The organism is Gaetbulibacter sp. M240 (genome assembly GCF_043876815.1).
In the GTDB taxonomy this organism is placed as follows: Bacteria; Bacteroidota; Bacteroidia; order Flavobacteriales; family Flavobacteriaceae; genus Gaetbulibacter_A.
In genome coordinates this window covers 14,917-35,380 of record NZ_JBAWKA010000001.1, presented here as the reverse complement: position 1 = coordinate 35,380, position 20,464 = coordinate 14,917, and the positions used below count along the sequence as shown (strand labels likewise).

The following is a 20,464-nucleotide window of genomic DNA, read 5'->3' as shown; positions in this document are numbered from 1 at the left end:
ATCACCAACCCACACTAATCATAGCCGAGACGTTGTATCACATTAAAAACTGAATTGAATGAAAAATATTCTTCTATTTACAATTTCATTATTCTATGCTTCAGCAATTTCATATAGTCAGGAATCTCTTCCTTATGAATCTAAAATCGCAGATTTAGGAGAAATTCAAATTGAATATATGGATTTTGGCGGAGATGGTATTCCATTAATTCGATTGCAAGATATGCATAACAATTTTGAAGAAGGCCCATATAAATCGCCAGAAAGAATTTCATTATATAGCAGACTTTCAGATTCATATCGCGTTCTCACACCGCTTAGAAGAGGATATGGCAGAAGCACTAAAACAGATTTAGGTTTTGACGTTGCCACTCAAGCCGAGGATCTACTAAAGTTTATGGATTTTATGGGTATCGAAAAAGCTGTACTATGGGCAAGACAACCTGCAACCCAAGATCTTATATGGATTGCTGAACATCATCCTGAAAGGGTATTAGGTTTAATTTTCGCTGGTAATCCTTTATTATTTTGCTTGACTTCAGATGAGGAGACTAAAAAGTTTATAAACAATAATTGGCTTACATCAAGCGATTTAAGGGAAATGGCTGTTAAAATCGTTAATCCCAGAGCAGGATATAGACCTCATTGTTTGGAAGACAGTTCCTATAGAATCAAAATTCCTACTTTAAGGTTCTGGGCCCCAGGAGATCTGATTGGTATCGAATTGGGTTCCCTTAATAGAATCGAAAGAGTCGCGAAGAGAGGCATTGAAGGCAATAAGGACTTAACTAATTATTTCATTGAACTTGCGGAGGATAAAGAGAGAATTGAGCATTTGAGAAATATGCTAACAGCATGTGATAGATCAGACGAAATGGATAGTGCAATGGTACAAGCCTTTGGTTCATATATGAAAACTATAGATGACTCGAACGTTGAAGACTATTTACAATTTAGAGAAAAACATATTAGGGAGTTTCTTTTAGAACATTTTAAAGATTAAAAATAACCACAAAAGCCTATAAACGTCCTACAACACCGGCTATAATCCATTGCTCGCTAAATGCTAAACCAAAAAACTGTATATTTAACTTGGCTCGATTCCTACTCCGAAATTCTTACGAATTTCCTCGCAACGGAATCATAGCCAAACCGTTGTGATACATTCATTGAATCAGCAATGTTTATGAAGAGATGATTTAAGTTATCTTATCGTGGAGGACCGAAGCAGAGATAACGAGCCAAACAAAGTAAGCAGTAAGGATAAAAAAATAAATACAGCAAACATGTTTCTGAAAATAATAAAAACCAGTATTCTGCTTTTACTGACCATTATACTTCCTGCTCAAAATAATGATACGTTTAACATGAATAAATCTATGAATAAACCAATGTTTAAATCGATTGAATTCCGATCTGATGATGTGATACTCCGGGGAAGGTTATACACACCTGGAATTAGCTCAAAAAAATTACCTGTTATTATCATGGCACACGGATATTCCGCAACTATTAACGGAATGGTTGCCGATCGGTATGCAGAAGTTTTCAGTAAAGCTGGTTTTGCCGTGTTATTGTACGATCATCGAAACCTCGGTATTAGCGATGGCGAACCGAGACAACAGCTTAATAGATGGACCCAGGCACGTGGATATCGGGATGCCATAGATTTTGTAATAACCTTACCAGAAATTGATAGGACAAAAATCGGGTTGTGGGGAGATAGTATGAGTGGTGACGAAGTTATTGTTGTAGCCGCAATGGATCATCGGGTTAAAACGGTTGTTGTCCAGGTCCCAGCATGTGGAAGAGAATTACCACAGCCTGATCCGGACGGAAAACTGTTTCAATCAATTAAGGAGACTTTCCTTCATGGAAATGTTGAAGGAACTCCTGAAACGACTTTAGGACCAATGCCCATTGTCTCCTTTGATCAGCAAAGTATTCCGTCATTGTTGAAACCTTTAACTGCCTATAGGTGGTTTATAGAATATGGAACCAGATATAATACTGGTTGGATCAATAATGCTACTTACGTTACACCAAATGTCCCCACTAAATTTAATTCTGTACTATGCATTCCATATATTAAAGCCGCCCTTTTAATGATGATTGCTCATAATGATGAAATGGAAGGAGCTAATTCTAATGTAGCAAGGCACGCATTTGAAATCGCACCTCAACCAAAAAAAATGATTGAAATTGATGGCGGGCATTTCGGATTACTTTACTATCCAAGTCCGTTGTTTGACCAAACCAGTAAAGCTCAAGCTGATTTTTTCAAAGAATATCTTCAATAATAATTGATTTTACCAAAGTGTCACAACATTTTGTATAAGTAATGGCAGAAAAAGTGATACATATCAGGGGTAGTAGCCCGCCCAAACGTCATCGCGGTTTGACATGAAAGTGCCACAAAGTCTGCCACTACTCATACAATTTACCATTGTGAGTGATCTAAAATAAAGCTATGTGAAGATCGAGCTCATGACCGAAGAACTCTTTGCTTTGAATAACCATTTAAAGTCTCTTTTTTTATCAAGAATACGATGTTCGATAAAACCTATCTCTTCAGAATAAATAGTATTAACACAAAGGCTTTACCACCTATTCCTCTGATGGAGGTTAAGGGTGTATTGGTAAAGTAGGCGCCAAGGTTTTCAAAACAACAAATATTTACGAGCATTTGTTATAATTTTAACCGAGAGTTGCATCAACTTACAGGTATAGTCTTTTGCTTCTCTCATTTTCTATACGGAAAATCCTCGCAAATTTGCTATCTTCGGTTTACTTCTTAATGACCAACCACTAACCAATGATAAAATTCTTTAGAAAAATTAGACAAAAACTGCTCGCGAAAAATAAATTTAGTAACTATCTACTTTACGCTATTGGAGAAATTATACTTGTGGTAGTTGGGATTTTAATTGCACTGTGGTTAAATAACCTTAATCAAGAAAAGGTTAATGCACAGGAAAGAAAAAACCTAAAAACAGAACTCAAAGCAGAACTATATGACAATAAAGAATTCTTCAAATACTATAAAGCTTATACCGAAGAATGTGGTAGGAAAGTTATAGAGATATTAAATATATCAGCAGGTGAAAACACCCAATTACCTATAGACACAATCAGAAAATATGCAGTTGAAATGATGCCAATTAAATCTTTTTCGATTGATGAATCGAGAATGAACTCAGCCAAATCTGCGGGCTTATTAAAACTATTGAATTCAGAAGAGAGTAATTTGTTAGCTAAATACGAGACTTTATTAGAAGAGTACAAAGAGGCCAGAAAAATCAATACTATATGGAAGCAAGAAAACAGAACTCTTTTCTTATATCTTAATAGTTTCAGTATTTTGGATGAGGAAAATGGTTTATTAAAGCACCCAGATTATGATTTGTCGGACGAAGAATATATTTCCTTTTTAAAAAAGAAAGAAACGTATGTGAAGCTTAAAGATATATTTGTAAGCACAGAAGTAGATGTCCGTTGGTTAGGTTGGATCATAAAGGATATTGATAAAACAATTGAACTTTTAAATTGAGAAATCAAGTTGTAAAATAATGAAGGCACAAACCGCTAACCAATGATAAAATTCTTTAGAAAAATACGTTATGACCTTATGGAAAAAAATAAAACTGGAAAGTATTTAAAATATGCCATTGGTGAAATTATATTAGTGGTAATCGGAATTTTGATTGCATTAAGCATAAACAATTGGAACCAAAAAAGGATTGTAAAAAATCAAGTCAGTGAATATTTGTTAAGTATTGTATCTGACTTGAAATCTGATATTACCGAATATGAGCATAATATTGAGGTATTTGAAAAAGGGATTGAGAACCATCGTCGGCTTTTAATAAATGATGACTATAAAGAATTAGAAATAGATTCAATTGCTGAACTTATGTTAAGGTTTTGGAATTTAAACAGAACCTCTAGTCAAACTTTTGAAAAGATTAAAAATACAGGGCTTCAAGAAATATTGGGAAACGCTGAAATTAATCAGGCTGTTAATTATTATTATAATGTTTCATTATCACACTACGATTATCTTATTAATTGGGACAAAGAATTGTCCCAAAGAGATGCAGTATTTTGGCTTTATAATGACCAATACGAATCTGGATTTAGTAACGAATTTAAAATAACATCATCTATCCCTTACAAAGATGATTCCAATAAAAGAAAGGAAGCACTAATAAAACTTGTAGAATCTACTTTGGGAAGAAACTATTTGAGAAATGCAATTACTAGAAGTGAATTTGGTCTTAATTTAGTAAGAGGAATTAAGTCAAAAGCAGAAAATCTAGTAAGATTAATAGAAATCAGTAAAAAATAACGTGTTACAACATCGCGTATAATTCAGTGCTTAGGTTCTCGCTTATCAGAAAATCCTGCGTCTACCTATTGGCAGACAGGGATTTTCCTAGGGTTCGTTTTTATTTGCTAAATTGGTTACTTAAACCCGCAACAAACCTTATACGAGAACGTTGTGCTTCATTATGCCAAACCGCTAACAATGATAAAATTCTTTAGAAAAATTAGACAAGATTTACTTTTAAAAGGCAAAACTGGAAAGTATTTAAAATATGCTATCGGAGAAATAGTTCTCGTAGTTCTTGGAATTCTAATCGCACTTCAAATAAATAATTGGAATGAAAAAAGAAAGGAAAATGCAACAATCAGTACCTACTTAAAAGGTATAATGGTGGATTTGAATAATGACACAAAACGATTTGATGTAATCATTAAAAACTTAAATGAGCAAATAGAAAACAATTCAAAGGTTTTTGAGAATAAAAATTATCAAACTCTTCCAATCGATTCCATTGTTTTAACAATAACAAGTTATTTCAACGATTATAAAATTTCTGACCAAACATACCAAAAGTTAAAAAATTCGGGACTGGCGAATCAATTAGGTTCTAAAGAATTAAATGATGCTATCAACAACTATTATTCAGAAGAACTTTACAGGTTCAATTTGTATATAGACTATGATGAAAAACGTTCAACAAATGATGATGATTTTTGGTTTGTTACAGATGACTATGAGATCAATCCTATTTTGGGTCAAAGTAAAAATCGTACACTTCCTTTTTTAGAAAACGAGGAGGCAAGAAAAATAGCATTAATAAAAAAGATAGAATCTAATTTAGGCAGAAACAATTTAAGAAATAATATCTCAAGAAAATCATTAGGAATAAATATTACTCAAGAATTAAAAAATAAAGCCAAATCATTGACTGAAATGATTAATCAAGAACTGAATATAAAATAAGGAAAGCACACACCGTATATAAAAAATTGCTAGTTTTAGCTAAACCAATGTTAGTTGCTCGTTTGCTAGCTTCTGATTTTCCTTCGGAAAATCCTCGCACACAAACACGCAACTTTCCATATACATAAACCTTGGCAACAAGCTAAAAATGACTTGGAAAACTTTCAATCTTTTTGGAAAAAATATCAAGGAGTCATGAAACAGTTCAAAATAAATTTAAAAGAAAATTGGATGATCAAATCACAAATTTATCATTCTAATCTTGTGCGAACATGTTTCCTTATTAGCTTACCCCTTTTTGGTAATTATAGTTTTTCGCAAACCTCCGCATTATACTTTGACGGAGTTAACGATTATGCTATGGCTGATATTAACTTGCCTAGTGATTACACTTTTGAGTTTTACATGAAGTTTCACGATTTGACTGTCGAGTGGGAAACAATATTCAATTTTAATGAAGGGGGTTGGACTCCTTGGTTTGGTACTGATTATGGAATTGGAAAAAAATTGGAATTCTGGGATGGAAATTATCTGTTCCAGACTAACTCAGTTTTGAGTGAAGAAGTATGGTATCACATTGCATTAGTGAAGCATGAAGCAAAAATATATGTCTATTTAGAAGGGGAACGAATTTTCATTTACAATGGACAAACAACTGTTCTAAATGGTCCCTTTTCAATTGGCGGTCAAGAAACTTTATTTAATGGTAACATAACCATTGATGAATTACGGATATCGTCAAACGCCAGATATATTGGCGATTTTTACGATGCTTCTGGCTGCGAATTTTCTATTGATTCAGATACCTATGCGTTGTACCATTTCAACGATGGAAGTCCAAGCCAGTTTGCAAAAGACGATTCTGGAAATGGGCATGATTTAAGACTAGGAACTTCAGTAGGCATTGACGCTAGTGACCCTAAATGGATAAGTGACGGTATTGGTGTAGACGAAATTAAAATAATCGGGGACACTACTCTTTGTCAATCAATTTCAGAAATTTCATATACAGTAAACTTAAAAGGAATCGTATTCGAATATTTTTGGCAAATTAATGGTGATTTAGAAATATCTTCTGGTCAAGGTACTTCCACAATTACCGTAAAGCCTATTCCTAATGGAAATACCGGAACAGCAGAAATATGTTTAATTGTTGATGCAGGATGCGGTTTAACCCTTCAAGATTGCCAGCTTATTCAGATCAAACCCATCGAAGAAATTACCCTAACATACCTGCCTGAACAAACAATTTGTGGATTAGATAATCCAATTTATTTAGCGGTAAGTCAGGACAACCAAACTGGCGAATGGAGCGGGCCAGGGATTCAGAATAATCGATTTTATCCTGAAATTGCTGGTTTAGGTATTCATGAATTAATTTTTTCGCTTGAAAATGATGAATGTAAGATTGGTGTTTTTTCAATTGAAGTTTTGGATTGTGATTGTGCAGGAACACCAAATGGAAATGCTCTGATGGATGATTGTGGTAAATGTTTAGAACCATCTGATCCAAATTTTAATAGCTGCTTTGATTGCGCTGAAGTTCCAAATGGTTTTTCAGTTTTTGATAGTTGCGGTGAATGTTTAGAGCCATCTCATCCAAATTTTAATAGTTGTTTAGACATAATTGGTTATCCAAAGTTTTTTACGCCAAATAATGATGGTTATAATGATTTTTGGCAAATTAATGGAATAGTTAATTTCCCTAATTCAATGACATTAATTTTTGATAGGTTTGGAAAATTATTAGTGGCACTATCAGCATATGACATAGGATGGAATGGGTTGTATAATGGTAAGCAAATGATGTCAAATGATTATTGGTTTATAACTGACCTTGGTGACGGGCGGTCTTTTTCTGGCCATTTCTCATTGATAAGATAGAAACCCAGTTGCCAAAACCGTATAACGCCCATTTCTTCTTGTATTCACTTCTGAATCCACTCGCTAGCCAAAGTTCCCTCTTTTTACTATCTTAGTTTCAACCAACGCAACACTGCTTTACACAAAAATATTGTTGAAAACCATTGGAATGAAATTTAAATTATTCATATCGCTTATCATTTTTGTTTTGCCCTTTTTGAATTTGTTTGGACAAACACCCACCTTTGAAAAGTGCGATTGCCCATTTGATATATCAAAGATTAAGGCTGAAAGTATTTGGTGCGGAAAACTTAAAGTGCCTGAGAACAGGGAGGTGGTAGGTGGCAGAATGCTTGAAATCATGTTTAGCGTGATAGAGCCTGAAAACCCAAAGCCTAATCCCATAGTGTTAATGCCGGGAGGGCCGGGCGTGCCGCCTGTAGCAAACCGTGTTCTTCCTATTGTTCATTCTATAATGCCAAGCGATCATACTTTTATCGTGTTTGACCCCAGGGGAACAGGTTTGTCAGATCCCGAAATGTGCAAAGAGCAAAGGACAGCAAGGGCTATTATCAGTTCTATGGACCTCAGTCTGGAGGAAGAAAGACTCATGTATAAAGGCGCTATGCTGGCTTGTCGCAGCTCTCTAAAGCTAGACGGTATCGATATCAATCAATATAACTCCGTAACCATAGCTCAGGATGTTCATGATTTAATGAATGTATTAGGATATGATAAATGGAATATTTTTGGTGGATCTTACGGTGTACCCCATGCAAGAATGGCCATGCGCCTATATCCCGAAGAAATCAATTCGGTAGTTATTTCTAATGGAGCCGATTTAAACATGATGGATTTCCTGAAATACGATAGGCGTGCTATGCATAATGCTTTGCAAGATGTTGCCAACAGATGTAAACAAAATAAAGATTGTAATGCTCGTTTTCCAAACATTGAGCAAGCATTCTATGATACTTATAATTGGTTAAAAGAAGAGCCATTAACCATTGAAGTTTCACAGGATGAATTTGAATTTCCCAACTTCACATTTAACTCACACGAATTTGTCACATTTATTTATCATCAACTATTTTATGAGAACGAAATCATACATTTGCCTGCTGTTTTGCATGCATTTGCAAATCGGGATTTGGGCTTTATAAAAAAACTTATAGAGTATGAATACGGAAGCCCCTCCACGTGATTCAACTCGGGCATGAGCACTTGTGTTGAATGTTATGACCACTACTATCCCGGTGACCAAGCCAGACAAGAAAAATTTGGAGAAGGTCTACCTCCTGCATTTTCTGAAGTACCATGGTTTACTACAGAATGTGATTACTGGTTGACTAAAGTTACCGACTCAACATTGATGAAACCCTTTAAAAGTGACATACCTACTTTAATCTTATACGGTGAACATGATCCAACCTCTAACCGTGCCCAAGCCGAATCTCATATTCCTTGGTTTACAAGAGTTCAAATATCAAAAACGCCTGGAATGGCACATGGTCCACCATCACATAGAGAACGAAATTGTTGGAAAGAAATAATAAATGGTTTTTATCATGAACCGGATAAAAAGATTGAAGAGTCTTGTTATGAAAGTCTACCACAGATTGAAATGTCAATTGACTTACCCCAATGGGCTAAAGAAAAATAGCAAACGGTTTACAACAACATATAAAATCCATTAAAACAGTTTTTATACAAAACCGTTGTGCGCAATTTGCGAAAAATTGCACACATACAATGTGTTTTGTAACTTTAAAGAATACTAACTAATTGAAAAACAAAATGAAAACACTCAACAAAATCAATCATCAGTATTTTGGTATAGTTTTATTAATGCTTTGTACAATTGCCTGTAAAACTGAAAAAAAAGAAAACAACATTATTGAAGTTATTACCAGAGGTATGGATTTCCAGACAGCAGACACTTTAAAATCTGGATGGAATACATTTGCCTATAAAAACCTGTCTGGCGAAGTTCATTTTTTCATAATGGATAAATTACCTTCTGACTCTATTGTAGAGAGCGATATCAAAGACCATTTATTACCTCCATTTGAAGATGGTTTGAAGTTTCTAATTGAAGAAAAAACTGATAGCGCGATGGCCGCATTTGGCAAAATACCTGCTTGGTTTAATGATGTAAAACGATATGGTGGCACAGGATTAATATCACCCGGTAAAACAGCAGTATCAAGTATCCATTTGGAACCTGGAAAGTATATGATGGAATGTTATGTTAAGGCTGTTAATGGCGAATGGCATACATCACATGGTATGTGGAAGTTTATAACCGTAGTTGATGAAACTACAAATTTTTCTCCGGATGAGGCTAATCATACTATCAGTGTATCAAGCACGGATGGATATGTTTTTGACGCCCAACCTAAATTAGGTAAAAATAAGTTTAAAGTTGAATTTATTGACCAAGTGCCTCATGAGCATTTTTCTGGTCATGATGTTAATTTAGTTAAATATGACGCTTCAGCAAACATTGATTCTTTGGTCTACTGGATGAATTGGATGAATCCTACTGGATTAAGAACCCCTACACCAATAGGCTTTACTTTTTTGGGCGGAATGAACAATTGTGAGGGTGGCAAAACAGGATATTTTGAAGTAGATTTAGAGTCTGGCAACTATCTTTTAATTTCTGAGACACCAAAAGCAGATGAAAAGGGCATGCTAAAAACTTTTGTAATAAATGATAATTAAAAATACTGCACACAGCAACGGCTAAAAGTAATTACTAGTTCTCGCTTAGTTCTGAAAATCCTTGTGGATTTTCAGTTTGGTGTGTACTCGCAAAGTTTTGTGCTAACCCACTCAACCACTTATATAACAGACTTTTAGCCTTCATTAAAGCAAAAAAAGCCAATGATAAATTTTTTTAGAAGAATTAGACAAAAAATGCTCTCTGATAGTAAGATCACTAAATATCTTCTATATGCAATTGGTGAAATTATTCTTGTCGTAATTGGAATTTTAATTGCGCTTCAGATTAACAACTGGAATGAAAATAGAAAAGATAATTTTGTAGAGTTAAAAATTCTTCAAAGCCTAAATAATGACCTCATAACAGATATTATTAATATACAAGGAATGCTTAAAAATGATTCCTTATCAATTGAATACAACAGACAACTAATTAGTATTTTAAAAAACGAGTCCGTCAATTATGATTCTTCTATGGCAAAAATCTTTGGCGATATAAATCGTTATGATGCTTTTTGGCCTCAAAAAATGGGTTTTGAATCGCTAAAATCTAAAGGATTAGAAATTATTAAAAATGATAAATTAAAATCAGAAATAGTCAATTTATATGATTTTCAATACGCACAAGTTGCTGAATCCATGGACTTAAAGAAACAATTATATTTAAGCACAAATTCAGTTTTTTTAGATTATTTAGAAACTATTAGTAGCGATTCGAGTAGAAAATTCGATGATTCACATTTTAAAGTACCCAATGATTTTAATGGTTTAAAAAGGGATAATAGATTTATGAATTATTTGACACATATTTATACTGAACGCATCATATTTCAGAATTATGTTAAAGCTGCATTGGAAAAAATGAAAATTATTCAGAAACAAATTGAAAAAGAAATAACGAAAGCAGAACAATGACTATAAGTAATTGCTTGTTCTTGCCTACTTCTGATAATCCTTGAAGATTTTTAGTTTGGTGTTCACTTGCAAAGTTTAGAACTAACCCACGCAACTACTCAAAGCCGAAACTTTTATGATATTTAGAATTCAAGTGGCACGCGCAATATCTGGATGTTATAATTCATTACAATAAACCAATAACCAATGATAAAATTCTTTAGAAAAATTAAACAAAACTCACTATTGGAACACAAAACTGGAAAGTATTTGAAATATGCTATCGGAGAAATTATTCTTGTTGTCATAGGAATTTTAATTGCATTATCAATCAATAATTGGAATGATAATCAAAAGAACGCAGAATCAGAACTTAATTATTATCAAAGAATTTTAGACGATTTTGAAATGGACAAACAGCTTATTTCCGAATCTTTAGAAAAAGCCAATAAAAGGATTATTATAAGTAAAGAGCTTTTATTGGAATTAGATTCAGGTACAAAAACCAAGAATTTTCTTTTAAACAAATTTTTAGTAGCTATCAGAGGTGATATTTTCGTGGTTCGAAACGTTACATTCAAGGATTTAATATCATCTGGAAATCTTAAGTTGCTTAATGATATCACAATAAAAAATAGTCTGATTCAATATTATAGCGAACTTGAAAACAAACAGGCTCAAATGCAACAAAATAGAGATGAAAACCTAAAAAAGATATTTGAGTTGTTTAACAGTTCAATTGAATTTGGAGGGATACAAGAATTGGAATACGTAAATCAAATTCTTGGGCCTGAGGTTCTTCATACTTTAAAGCAAGTTGATTGGACAAAGAATAAAGATAGCGAATATTATAAAAAATTTCAGATGGAATTAGTATTCAATATCTCAATGGCAGATAGACGAAAGCAACATTTAATCGAAATAAGTGGTTTAATGGAATCACCCTATGGCCTATTAGTAAAAAAGTGTCGAAAAAATTAATAGAAAGGAAACTTAAGCCGTATAAAATTCATTACTAGTTTCCTGCCTTTAGCAAAATCCTCGTGGATTTTCCTTTGGTTGGGTTTTATTTTCTAAATTGGTTACATAAACACCTTCCTACGGCAGGTAGAGCAACAAAACATGTACGAAACGTTGGTAGCACCTTTGAAAAAAATGCGAATACCTTTAATATTTTTAATTCTTTTAACTTTCACAAAAAGTGGATTAGCCCAAGAAACAACATTTTTCAACGCAGACGGATTCTTTTCAATAGGAACACAATCAAATAGAACCGCATCAATAACCTTGTTCGACATCGACAAGGATGGAGATTTGGATGCACTCGTGGCAAATGGCAGACATTGGGCAGAACATAATTACATTTATTACAATGACGGAAAGGGAGGTTTTAAAGTGGCACAACCATTAGGAAAATTCCTTGATGCTTCCTATGCTATAAAAAGTGCTGACTTCAACAATGATGGATTTATGGACATTGCAGTTGCCAATGACAACATTCCCAATAAAATATACTTTGGTTCATCCAACCAAAACTTTGACAATGAAACTAGTTTTGGATCAAAATCGCCTTCAAGAAATCTCGAAATAGCGGATATTGATAATGATGGAGATTTGGACTTAATACTTTCCAATAGAAAAGCTGAAAACGAAATTTGCCTTAATGATGGAAAGGGATCTTTTGAAAAAACCATCACTTTTGGTAACAAATCTGACCAAACCATACAAACTAAAGTAGTAGACATTAACAAAGACGGATTTTTGGACTTAGTAACTGCCGAGAGACAAAATAAAAATAAAGTTTATATCAACGACGGAAAACAGCGTTATATAAATATCATTGAGTTTGGTAATGAAGAAGATGAAACGCGTTCAATCGATATTGGCGATTTTGATAAAGATGGATTCTTGGATATTGTAACAGGAAATTTGGGTTCTAAAAACAGTATTTACTTTGGCGATAAAAATTTGAGTTTTTATCGCATTTTTAATTTTAAAACACCGCGGAATACATCATCCATTAAGATAACAGATTTAAATCAAGATGGTTATTTAGACATCGTTGAGGGAAATTCAGAAGAACGAAATTTTGTTCATTTGGGACAAAAAAATGGCGGGTTTAAAGAAATTGGTTTGAGAGAAGATTTAAAGGACGATACCTATAACATAGAAATAGGAGATGTGGATGGCGATGGTTTTCCAGACATTATTGAATCGAATTCTGGAACTTGGAACTTGTATTATAGAACACGAATAAAATAAATTGGAGCAAAACTAATAAAACGAAACAATAAAATAAAGGTTGACGCTAAACTGAAAGGTAAAAGTATAAAATCCCCCAACTGTTCAAAGCCAAACCGATAGGTAAAAGCCGCAAATAAACATGAGCAAACAAAAACTGATTAAAAGATTAAAGAGTTACTATCCCATGGAAAGATTTCATGCTTTTGTGACTTTTCCAGCGATATTAGTTTATCTCATCCTTAATAACTTATTTGTAGACATATTTTTTCTATTGTATGGAATTTTAGTTTGTATAATAATACTCATTCAAGGTCAGCACTATTGGAAATTAAAATTATATAGGTTGATGGGGAAGCCCATTAATCAGGAAAAAAACCTAACAATTTTCAGGAGTTCTAAAAAAATAAATTTGATATTAATTACTTTGATTCCAATAATATTTGCAATTCAATTGTATCAAAATAACTGGGTAATAATTCCTGAAAACTTGATTTTGTATGGGATCTTGACCAATATTTTCGCAATTTTTGAACATATTAATTACTACAACCGCCAACTAATGGTTGACAATCCAGCCGATTTAGATTATATAAAGCGAAATAAAAAATTAAAAATCGCAAGTTTAGCTAAAGATTTAAAAGAGAACGAACTATAAAGCCGGTACTTTATACCGGCTTTAATTTATGGCTTCAGCAAAAAACGGTTCTTTTGATCTTTGGAAAATTAATATCAAAACACAGGAAAGCCATATTCTAACCAAAGAAAATAGCCTTGAGCGCCTCCCTGTTCCAACTGATGACGGTAATCAAGTGGTTTATATCCATAAAACAGGGTTTTCATATGATTCCGTGAAGTTGTTAGATTTAGAAACTAATACCAGTACGGCATTGGTTGAAGAAAATTTTATGTCTCAAGTGGCTTTTTCATTATCAAAGGATAACACTACTCTTGCTTATACTTGGCCAAATGGAGATAATTATGAGCTTCGCTTGTTAAATATCTCAATGCCTGAGAGTAAAATGCTGCTTACCAAAAGTAGAGGACTTCCCCTATCGCCAAAATTTAGCTATGATGGTCGCTGGGTTTATTTCTCAGAAAACAACAAAAATGAATCTTCTGAAATAAAAAGAATAGCTGTAAACGGGGGTTCAACTGAATTACTGCCCATTAGTAAATGGAATTGGGGAACCGCGACAGGTAAACTTAAAATTACCACTCGAGTGGATGAAAACATAGATGCCGTTAGAATGAGCATTACAGACGAAAACGGACATCCGATTATTCCTGAATCTGGCATCATTCATTCTGAAGGACAAAATGGGATTGTTTTTTTCTATTCACCTGGAGAAATAATGGTCGAAGCTCCTGTTGGAAATCTTAAGATTCGCGTTATACATGGCTTTTCTACAATTGAACAGGTACGAGAAATTAAATTAGAAGAAGGTAGTCAGGACATTGAAATTAATTTAAATAAGATTTGGGATGCTAAGAAAGATGGCTGGTATGCCGCAGACACCCATTTTCATCTTAATTATGGAGGAACTAACCGATTAGATCCGGAAGATATCCTTTTAGACCTTAAAGCTGAAGGTATTGATATGGCTTTTCCACTGGTGGCTAATCTGGGAAATAGGTTTCTTGAAGAAGACCTTTTTGGGTGGCAACACAAAGAACTACCCATGATCTATTTTGGGCAAGAAGTACGTTCCCACTTTTTTGGCCACTTAAATCTTATTGGAACTAAAGCGCTATACTGGCCATGGGTTTGGGGTCCGGGTTATGATATTTATGGAACAGACGACATACCGAATGCAGAGGCATTGCGTTTTGGCCGTAAACAAGATGGATTAGGAGGCTATGTGCATCCTGTGTCGGTAAAAGAGCCCTTTAAAGAAGGAGCCGGACGCACAATACCCACAGGATTTGTAGCGGATGCTGTTATGGGAGAAGTGGATATTTTAGAACTTGGATGCTTATGGACTGATGAAATAGGAACGGCTGCTTTATGGCACGAAATTCTTAACCTGGGTATCCCGTTGGCTCTATCTGCCGGTAGCGATGTTATGAATGATCTTTATAGAACCATGGCTATAGGCGCAACAAGACTCTATGTTAAACCAGAAGGGGAATTAACCCTCGGCAGTTACCTAAAAGCCATCAAGAACGGAAGAAGCTTTATTAGTAACGGTCCGCAACTCTTGTTTACGGTAGCCGATTATGAGGTAGGTGATGTTATTAATACCAAAAAAAATAAGGCGAAATGGAAGGTATTAGTTCATTCTACCGTTCCATACAACAACGTTGAGATTTATGTTAATGGCGTTGTTGTCGACACCAGAAAAAGTAAGAATGGTCATTCGGAAACCTATTCAGGTACCATTAATATTCCGAAAGGTGGTTGGGTTACTGCACGAGTTATAGGCAACAACTCTGAATGGCCTATGATGGACAGTTATGCATTTGCAGAGAGCTCGCCTATATGGTTCAATGAAGTGGGCAGTACGATGCCTGAAGCTAAAGCTGATGCTGCCAAAAAGCTTCTGAAAATATTAGACTTTTCAGAGCAAAGAATGAAACAAGCTTATGGAAATCATAAGATACCCAATCTACTTGATCACTTTTCTAAGGCAAGGGAAAAATTGGAAAACATGGTGTTAGAAAACAATAAATGAACAGAGTATTTGTAATCATATTATTATTCATAACTATAAGTTGTAACACAACAAGATTACCAAGTGAAAAATTTTCGCAATATGAATATTTTAAATCGTACAGTATTGAAAATGGCAAGTTAAAAATTGAAATTCAAAATCCATTAAATTGTCCGTTAAGGGTATGGATGTTTAATAATGATGTTGAATTGCAAAATAGATTTAATCGAGTAAATCCAATAGAATTAAAAAGTAAATCAGATACTATAATTATCTTTTCAGAAGTAAAGAAAATCAAAAACGAAATTACTTTTAGTTCACGTTTAGGAAGTCTTTCTAAAAAGATAGAACAAATAAAACTTGAACTACCTTTTCCAATTAATAAAGAATATAAAATTATACAAGGAAATAACACCAATTATACTCATAGTTCAGATTGGTCGAGATATGCACTAGATTTTGATTTAAAGATAAAAGACACTATTTGTTCTGCAACAAATGGTTTTATTGTAGGTGTTGTAGATAAATATAAATTTGGTGGCAAAGGAGATAAATGGAAACTATATGGCAATTATGTAACGATTTATGAACCGAAATCAGGTTTATTTACTCAATACGTCCACTTAGTAAAAAATGGAAGTCTTGTTAAAGTTGGGGATGAAGTTGTTAGTGGGCAGCCAATTGCCTTGTCGGGTCGAACAGGTCAAACAGATATTGAACATTTACATTTTAGTTGTTTAATACCTGTAAATCGTAATGAAGGATTAAAATCTATTCCATTCGAATTTAAAGAAGGTTATAAAAGTACAGAGCTAAAAAAGAATGATATAGTGAGAAAATAACTGCTCACAACAATATTTAAATAATAGCTCAAGAAATTTCTAACACAAAGGTTTAGGTGTTTTTGGAAAGTCAACAAATTATTGAGAGATTTCCTTAAAAAATAAAAAGAGACAAGTTCTAATATGATAATGAAATGGTTGTAGCCTATAAAATTAAAATCCGATAGTTCTGGAAGGAATTACAACATAACATAATGTATTTAATTCACCATACCCACCAAGGGGCAGAAGATTGTTCCATATATAACCAAAAGTCAAAAAAACAATGTGCCAAAATCGCTGGCCACAAAGATCCTGTAACATGACGGGAATAGCCTAAAATCAGACCCGCCAAAAATGTATATCCAAATAATTCTAATGCGCTGTTGTTAAGATGCTGTAATGGGAATACAAATAACATTGCTTTGTAACCAGCGTGGGAAACGGATGCCAATGCTATAGCTCCCATTTGGTTCCATGGCTGCGCGCCTCCCTGTACAAATCCCCTGAATACTACCTCCTCAATAAAACCGATTAGAACAGCTACTATTACAAATGAACCTATTTTTGATGGTATAGCCGGCAAGCCATCTTCTATTCGTGAATAAATAGCAAACATTAAGGACAAAATAATGGCTATCAAAATCCAGTTAAATGACTTCTTAAAACGCCATAAACATGGAGAAAAAACGGCTCCTGGGATGTCTCTATAAATAGAATATATCCAGAATCCTGCCATTATCAAACCAAATAAAGCAATTGCCTTAATGGGAAAATCAAAATTGATAAACAAAGAAAAAACCCATAAAGAACCGGTAAGAGCGAGGGATTTAAAAGGAATTCTTTTAGATTTTTCAATCATTTAGACCTATGTTTTTTTTGGCTTTAAAAAATAAAACCATAGACCAGCCAAAGGAATGATAAGTAGCAACCAACCCGACCCCATACAAGCTCCAGAATTTGGAGCAATGATAGTATTTGGCAATGCCTTTTTTACATTCGCCACATTAACTGAATCCTTTAAAAAATCATCAGAAAGAGAGAGGTAACGAAGATGATCCAAATTATGGAGCGTTGAATCTAACCCTACTTTACCTGAAACAACAAGGTATTTTAAGTTTTTTAGGTTTTTGAAATTACTGTAATCCAATAGGCTATCCGTATTTTCAAATTCCAGATATTCCAATTCAGGAAACGAATCCTGAAAAACTTTAGAATTTTGTTCCATAAAAGGATCATCAGCTAGATAAAGTGAAAGCCATTTAAGTTTGTTTTTCTTAAAGGTGCCTGAATTAAAAAGCCTTTGCTTATTGAGTCTCAAATCCAGGAACTTAAGGCCGGGATGATACTCATGTACTACATTAATATTTATACTATCCGATTCAATGTGAAGGCTTTTTAGCTTTTTCAACATATTTAATGAAGACCAATCAATATCCCCTTCTTCGTAATCAATAATTTTTAAACGCTCTAAATCAGGGTTTTCTCTAAAAAATTGGGAATCAATGAAAGTACTGTCTCCGATATTAACAAGAATTATCTCTTTCAAATGAGGAAGGTGCGGAAAGTAACCATTACCCCTTATTGGAATCGCAATCATCAGGGTTTTTAAAGACGGAAATTTAGAAAGTATGGAAAAGGAAATAGAATCTATTTCACTTTCAATTAATAAAGCCCGAGGGTTAAAATTTTTAGAAACCCACAGCAAATCTTTATTTAGATCGGCTATTGAGTCCATCTCAGAAAAATAAACCAAGTCAACATCAGGATTTATAAGCGCCATTCTTTTTAAGTGTGGCCTTATGGAATCGGCAATAGGGTTCGCAAATTGAATCGTTTTTAAATTTAAAATTTCGTCTTCTGAAAGTTGATTAAAAAAAGATCGTGGCGGCCTATTCGTACCAATGGAAATCCCGGTTAATTGATTATTGATAAACAACAATGAATCTAACTGCTGAATATTCAGAGTGTCTGGCAATTCCATACTGACAGGAATAACAAACTTGTCGGTGGCAAGGAAATCTCCTTTCCGCGTCAAAAAGCTACCATATCCAAGGCTATCCAATGGGGAAAAACTAGTGCTATAATCTAGAAAACGTACTACGTTTGATCCTTTAAAGGTGATTAATCGGATATCTTCTTCCTCATTGCCTTTACATTGCCACAGCAACAGTATGATAATGAAAAAAATAACCGAACTGATGTTTTTCCTACTTAACATAATGTATGCTCAGGAATTTTTCCCTTAAGTCTAATTAAAGATACAAAATAAAGCGTTTACTTAATTGGAGGAATAATAAATTTATAGCCTAAAAATCAAGGGGTTTGTTGCGATTGAAAGGATCTGTTAGCAGAACTTGTTAGTTGATTGTATTACTGATATAAGTGAATTGAAATTTAATTATTAAAGTTAAGAAAACTATGAGCCAACCCTCTTTTAAGTTTTTAAAATTGGTCGTAATAGTTGAGAATTAAATTGGTTTTTAACTTTTTTAAGTCGCTGGCAAGTAGAGTTTTATCCATTAATTAAAAAAAGAAAATCTCCGTACAACACCATATATAAATAATTACTAAATTAGGCCTTAATCAAAGGATGTTACAATTTTTTTAGGTCTGATTTTCCTAAGGAAAATCCTCGTACACAAACACGCAACTTTCCATTGACATAAACATTAGCTTGAATCAAAAACAAACAAACATGAGTGACATAGAAAAATCATCAAGACGGTCCTTTTTAGGAAAAACTGTGGCAATAACATCGGCTTTAGCTTTAACTAGTTTAGCGTTTAAACCATGGGACCAAGACAATACAATTGAAGAAGGCGTAAATATAATTGGACCAAGAAAAGAATATACCCCTTTAATTGGAACATTAGTTTCCATGTTGGAGAACATGACCAGCCAAGTAAAACGAACTATTCAAAATTTAACTATCGAAGAACTTGACTACCAGTTTGACGATAATGCAAATACAATTGGTGCTCTAATCTTACACATTACTTCCAGTGAAAAATTTCATCAAATCGGAACACTGGAAAATCGACCTTTGAATGAAGAAGAACTTAAATTTTGGTTTCCAGCAAGAAATCTAGGCGACCCATCCAGTAAAACTATAAAAGGAAATGAGATTGATTATTATTTACAAATAATGGATGAAGTAAGGAAAGATTCTTTAGCTGCTCTAAAAGAAAAAGATGATAATTGGTTGCTTTCGCTAGACGAAACCATCTCGACACCAGAAACACCTATAAACAAATTTTGGCGGTGGTTTCATGCTTGCGAACACATGTCTAATCATAACGGTCAAATTAAGTTCTTAAAATCCAGACTCCCCTCAAACAAAAAAAACTGACACCTTTCTAACATTGGATATCAAATCATAGCCGCCCATCAGTAGGTTACGCTTGGTAAACTAACCGTTGCACATCATTATTACAAACCGCTAACCGATGTTAAAATTCTTTAGAAAAATTCGTCAAAGATTGCTGACTGAAAATAAATTCAGTAAATATCTTATCTACTCACTTGGTGAAATTGTACTCGTCGTCATTGGAATTTCAATCGCACTTCAGATTAATAATTGGAATGAAAATCGAAAAAGAGAAAACCTGAAAAAACAATTATTTATTGAATTGAGAGCCCGTATCATGCAGGATACCGTTGATTTTAATACTTACATAAAACGTTTTGAATCGGCGCATAAGAATGCTTTATTATTAAAGGAGAGAATAAGGACGGACTCACCTTATTCAAACGAATTAGATTCATCATTTTCTAAAATTCAACGCATAGGTAACGATAAAAGGAATTTAAAATAACAAGGAAAATTTAAGAACGGCTATAATTCGTGGTCAGGGCCTTGCCAATTCGAAAAATCCTGCGGATTATCCGAGGGTTCGGTTTTATTTGCTAAATTAGGTTCTTAATCACCTGCCTAACGGCAAGCAGGCACAGCAAATCAAAGATTCGATAAA

19 protein-coding genes are annotated in these 20,464 nt (G+C 33.8%); 17 read left to right on the top strand and 2 right to left on the bottom strand.

Going from position 1 to position 20,464, the window contains the following annotated elements:
* Positions 1 to 58 precede the first annotated feature (58 nt).
* The 15 genes from V8G61_RS00170 to V8G61_RS00100 all read left to right on the top strand — a co-directional run bounded on the left by V8G61_RS00170 (position 59) and on the right by V8G61_RS00100 (position 16,511).
* Entirely contained in the window at positions 59 to 1,003 is a 945-nt protein-coding gene (locus V8G61_RS00170; protein ID WP_394873367.1) for an alpha/beta fold hydrolase, read from the top strand.
* Positions 1,004 to 1,286: 283 nt separating this feature from the next.
* Positions 1,287 to 2,300, top strand: a complete 1,014-nt coding sequence (locus V8G61_RS00165; protein WP_394873365.1) for an alpha/beta hydrolase — start codon at positions 1,287 to 1,289, stop codon at positions 2,298 to 2,300.
* A 515-nt stretch (positions 2,301 to 2,815) separates the two neighbouring features.
* Positions 2,816 to 3,550: a hypothetical protein gene (locus tag V8G61_RS00160; protein ID WP_394873363.1), complete on the top strand. Its 735-nt coding sequence runs from the start codon at positions 2,816 to 2,818 to the stop codon at positions 3,548 to 3,550.
* 42 nt (positions 3,551 to 3,592) lie between these two features.
* A complete protein-coding gene (locus tag V8G61_RS00155) occupies positions 3,593 to 4,348 on the top strand; it encodes a DUF6090 family protein (RefSeq protein WP_394873361.1) in 756 nt (251 codons plus the stop codon).
* A gap of 180 nt (positions 4,349 to 4,528) precedes the next feature.
* A complete protein-coding gene (locus tag V8G61_RS00150) occupies positions 4,529 to 5,290 on the top strand; it encodes a DUF6090 family protein (protein ID WP_394873359.1) in 762 nt (253 codons plus the stop codon).
* A 195-nt stretch (positions 5,291 to 5,485) separates the two neighbouring features.
* On the top strand, positions 5,486 to 7,174 hold the full coding sequence (locus tag V8G61_RS00145) for a T9SS type B sorting domain-containing protein (protein WP_394873357.1): 1,689 nt from the start codon (positions 5,486 to 5,488) through the stop codon (positions 7,172 to 7,174).
* A gap of 133 nt (positions 7,175 to 7,307) precedes the next feature.
* Positions 7,308 to 8,357 carry an alpha/beta fold hydrolase gene (locus V8G61_RS00140; RefSeq protein WP_394873356.1) on the top strand — a complete coding sequence of 350 codons (1,050 nt, stop codon included), beginning with the start codon at positions 7,308 to 7,310 and terminating at the stop codon, positions 8,355 to 8,357.
* Between the two features lie 12 nt (positions 8,358 to 8,369).
* A complete protein-coding gene (locus tag V8G61_RS00135) occupies positions 8,370 to 8,816 on the top strand; it encodes a hypothetical protein (protein WP_394873354.1) in 447 nt (148 codons plus the stop codon).
* Positions 8,817 to 8,950: 134 nt separating this feature from the next.
* Positions 8,951 to 9,880 (top strand): hypothetical protein, encoded by a 930-nt coding sequence (locus tag V8G61_RS00130; RefSeq protein ID WP_394873353.1) that lies wholly within the window; start codon positions 8,951 to 8,953, stop codon positions 9,878 to 9,880.
* Positions 9,881 to 10,042: 162 nt separating this feature from the next.
* Positions 10,043 to 10,795 carry a DUF6090 family protein gene (locus tag V8G61_RS00125; RefSeq protein ID WP_394873352.1) on the top strand — a complete coding sequence of 251 codons (753 nt, stop codon included), beginning with the start codon at positions 10,043 to 10,045 and terminating at the stop codon, positions 10,793 to 10,795.
* 186 nt (positions 10,796 to 10,981) lie between these two features.
* Positions 10,982 to 11,755 (top strand): DUF6090 family protein, encoded by a 774-nt coding sequence (locus V8G61_RS00120; RefSeq protein ID WP_394873351.1) that lies wholly within the window; start codon positions 10,982 to 10,984, stop codon positions 11,753 to 11,755.
* Positions 11,756 to 11,896: 141 nt separating this feature from the next.
* Positions 11,897 to 13,036, top strand: a complete 1,140-nt coding sequence (locus V8G61_RS00115; RefSeq protein ID WP_394873349.1) for an FG-GAP repeat domain-containing protein — start codon at positions 11,897 to 11,899, stop codon at positions 13,034 to 13,036.
* Positions 13,037 to 13,157: 121 nt separating this feature from the next.
* On the top strand, positions 13,158 to 13,673 hold the full coding sequence (locus V8G61_RS00110) for a hypothetical protein (RefSeq protein WP_394873347.1): 516 nt from the start codon (positions 13,158 to 13,160) through the stop codon (positions 13,671 to 13,673).
* Between the two features lie 28 nt (positions 13,674 to 13,701).
* Positions 13,702 to 15,690 (top strand): CehA/McbA family metallohydrolase, encoded by a 1,989-nt coding sequence (locus V8G61_RS00105; RefSeq protein WP_394873346.1) that lies wholly within the window; start codon positions 13,702 to 13,704, stop codon positions 15,688 to 15,690.
* Complete coding sequence (locus tag V8G61_RS00100) at positions 15,687 to 16,511, top strand: M23 family metallopeptidase (RefSeq protein WP_394873344.1); 825 nt, start codon at positions 15,687 to 15,689, stop codon at positions 16,509 to 16,511. The genes V8G61_RS00105 and V8G61_RS00100 overlap by 4 nt, the downstream gene beginning before the upstream one ends.
* A gap of 205 nt (positions 16,512 to 16,716) precedes the next feature.
* On the opposite strand, the gene V8G61_RS00095 is transcribed toward V8G61_RS00100, so the two are convergent.
* Positions 16,717 to 17,352: a CPBP family intramembrane glutamic endopeptidase gene (locus V8G61_RS00095; protein ID WP_394873342.1), complete on the bottom strand. Its 636-nt coding sequence runs from the start codon at positions 17,350 to 17,352 to the stop codon at positions 16,717 to 16,719.
* Between the two features lie 6 nt (positions 17,353 to 17,358).
* The gene (locus V8G61_RS00090) at positions 17,359 to 18,711 is read right to left on the bottom strand and encodes a hypothetical protein (protein WP_394873340.1); all 1,353 of its coding nucleotides are present in this window, start codon (positions 18,709 to 18,711) and stop codon (positions 17,359 to 17,361) included.
* Positions 18,712 to 19,188: 477 nt separating this feature from the next.
* On the opposite strand from V8G61_RS00090, the gene V8G61_RS00085 reads away from it, so the two are divergent.
* Together V8G61_RS00085 and V8G61_RS00080 are read left to right on the top strand one after the other, a co-directional pair.
* Positions 19,189 to 19,842: a DinB family protein gene (locus tag V8G61_RS00085; protein ID WP_394873339.1), complete on the top strand. Its 654-nt coding sequence runs from the start codon at positions 19,189 to 19,191 to the stop codon at positions 19,840 to 19,842.
* Positions 19,843 to 19,939: 97 nt separating this feature from the next.
* A complete protein-coding gene (locus V8G61_RS00080) occupies positions 19,940 to 20,308 on the top strand; it encodes a DUF6090 family protein (protein ID WP_394873337.1) in 369 nt (122 codons plus the stop codon).
* The last annotated feature ends 156 nt before the right edge of the window (positions 20,309 to 20,464 follow it).

Coding starts and splice junctions, on each gene's coding strand:
- V8G61_RS00155 (WP_394873361.1), top strand. CDS start 3,593: ATGATAAAATTCTTTAGAAAAATACGTTATGACCTTATGGAAAAAAAT.
- V8G61_RS00105 (WP_394873346.1), top strand. CDS start 13,702: ATGGCTTCAGCAAAAAACGGTTCTTTTGATCTTTGGAAAATTAATATC.
- V8G61_RS00090 (WP_394873340.1), bottom strand. CDS start 18,711: ATGTTAAGTAGGAAAAACATCAGTTCGGTTATTTTTTTCATTATCATA.
- V8G61_RS00110 (WP_394873347.1), top strand. CDS start 13,158: ATGAGCAAACAAAAACTGATTAAAAGATTAAAGAGTTACTATCCCATG.
- V8G61_RS00165 (WP_394873365.1), top strand. CDS start 1,287: ATGTTTCTGAAAATAATAAAAACCAGTATTCTGCTTTTACTGACCATT.
- V8G61_RS00125 (WP_394873352.1), top strand. CDS start 10,043: ATGATAAATTTTTTTAGAAGAATTAGACAAAAAATGCTCTCTGATAGT.
- V8G61_RS00160 (WP_394873363.1), top strand. CDS start 2,816: ATGATAAAATTCTTTAGAAAAATTAGACAAAAACTGCTCGCGAAAAAT.
- V8G61_RS00085 (WP_394873339.1), top strand. CDS start 19,189: ATGAGTGACATAGAAAAATCATCAAGACGGTCCTTTTTAGGAAAAACT.
- V8G61_RS00145 (WP_394873357.1), top strand. CDS start 5,486: ATGAAACAGTTCAAAATAAATTTAAAAGAAAATTGGATGATCAAATCA.
- V8G61_RS00100 (WP_394873344.1), top strand. CDS start 15,687: ATGAACAGAGTATTTGTAATCATATTATTATTCATAACTATAAGTTGT.
- V8G61_RS00170 (WP_394873367.1), top strand. CDS start 59: ATGAAAAATATTCTTCTATTTACAATTTCATTATTCTATGCTTCAGCA.
- V8G61_RS00115 (WP_394873349.1), top strand. CDS start 11,897: ATGTACGAAACGTTGGTAGCACCTTTGAAAAAAATGCGAATACCTTTA.
- V8G61_RS00080 (WP_394873337.1), top strand. CDS start 19,940: ATGTTAAAATTCTTTAGAAAAATTCGTCAAAGATTGCTGACTGAAAAT.
- V8G61_RS00150 (WP_394873359.1), top strand. CDS start 4,529: ATGATAAAATTCTTTAGAAAAATTAGACAAGATTTACTTTTAAAAGGC.
- V8G61_RS00120 (WP_394873351.1), top strand. CDS start 10,982: ATGATAAAATTCTTTAGAAAAATTAAACAAAACTCACTATTGGAACAC.
- V8G61_RS00095 (WP_394873342.1), bottom strand. CDS start 17,352: ATGATTGAAAAATCTAAAAGAATTCCTTTTAAATCCCTCGCTCTTACC.
- V8G61_RS00130 (WP_394873353.1), top strand. CDS start 8,951: ATGAAAACACTCAACAAAATCAATCATCAGTATTTTGGTATAGTTTTA.
- V8G61_RS00135 (WP_394873354.1), top strand. CDS start 8,370: ATGAGCACTTGTGTTGAATGTTATGACCACTACTATCCCGGTGACCAA.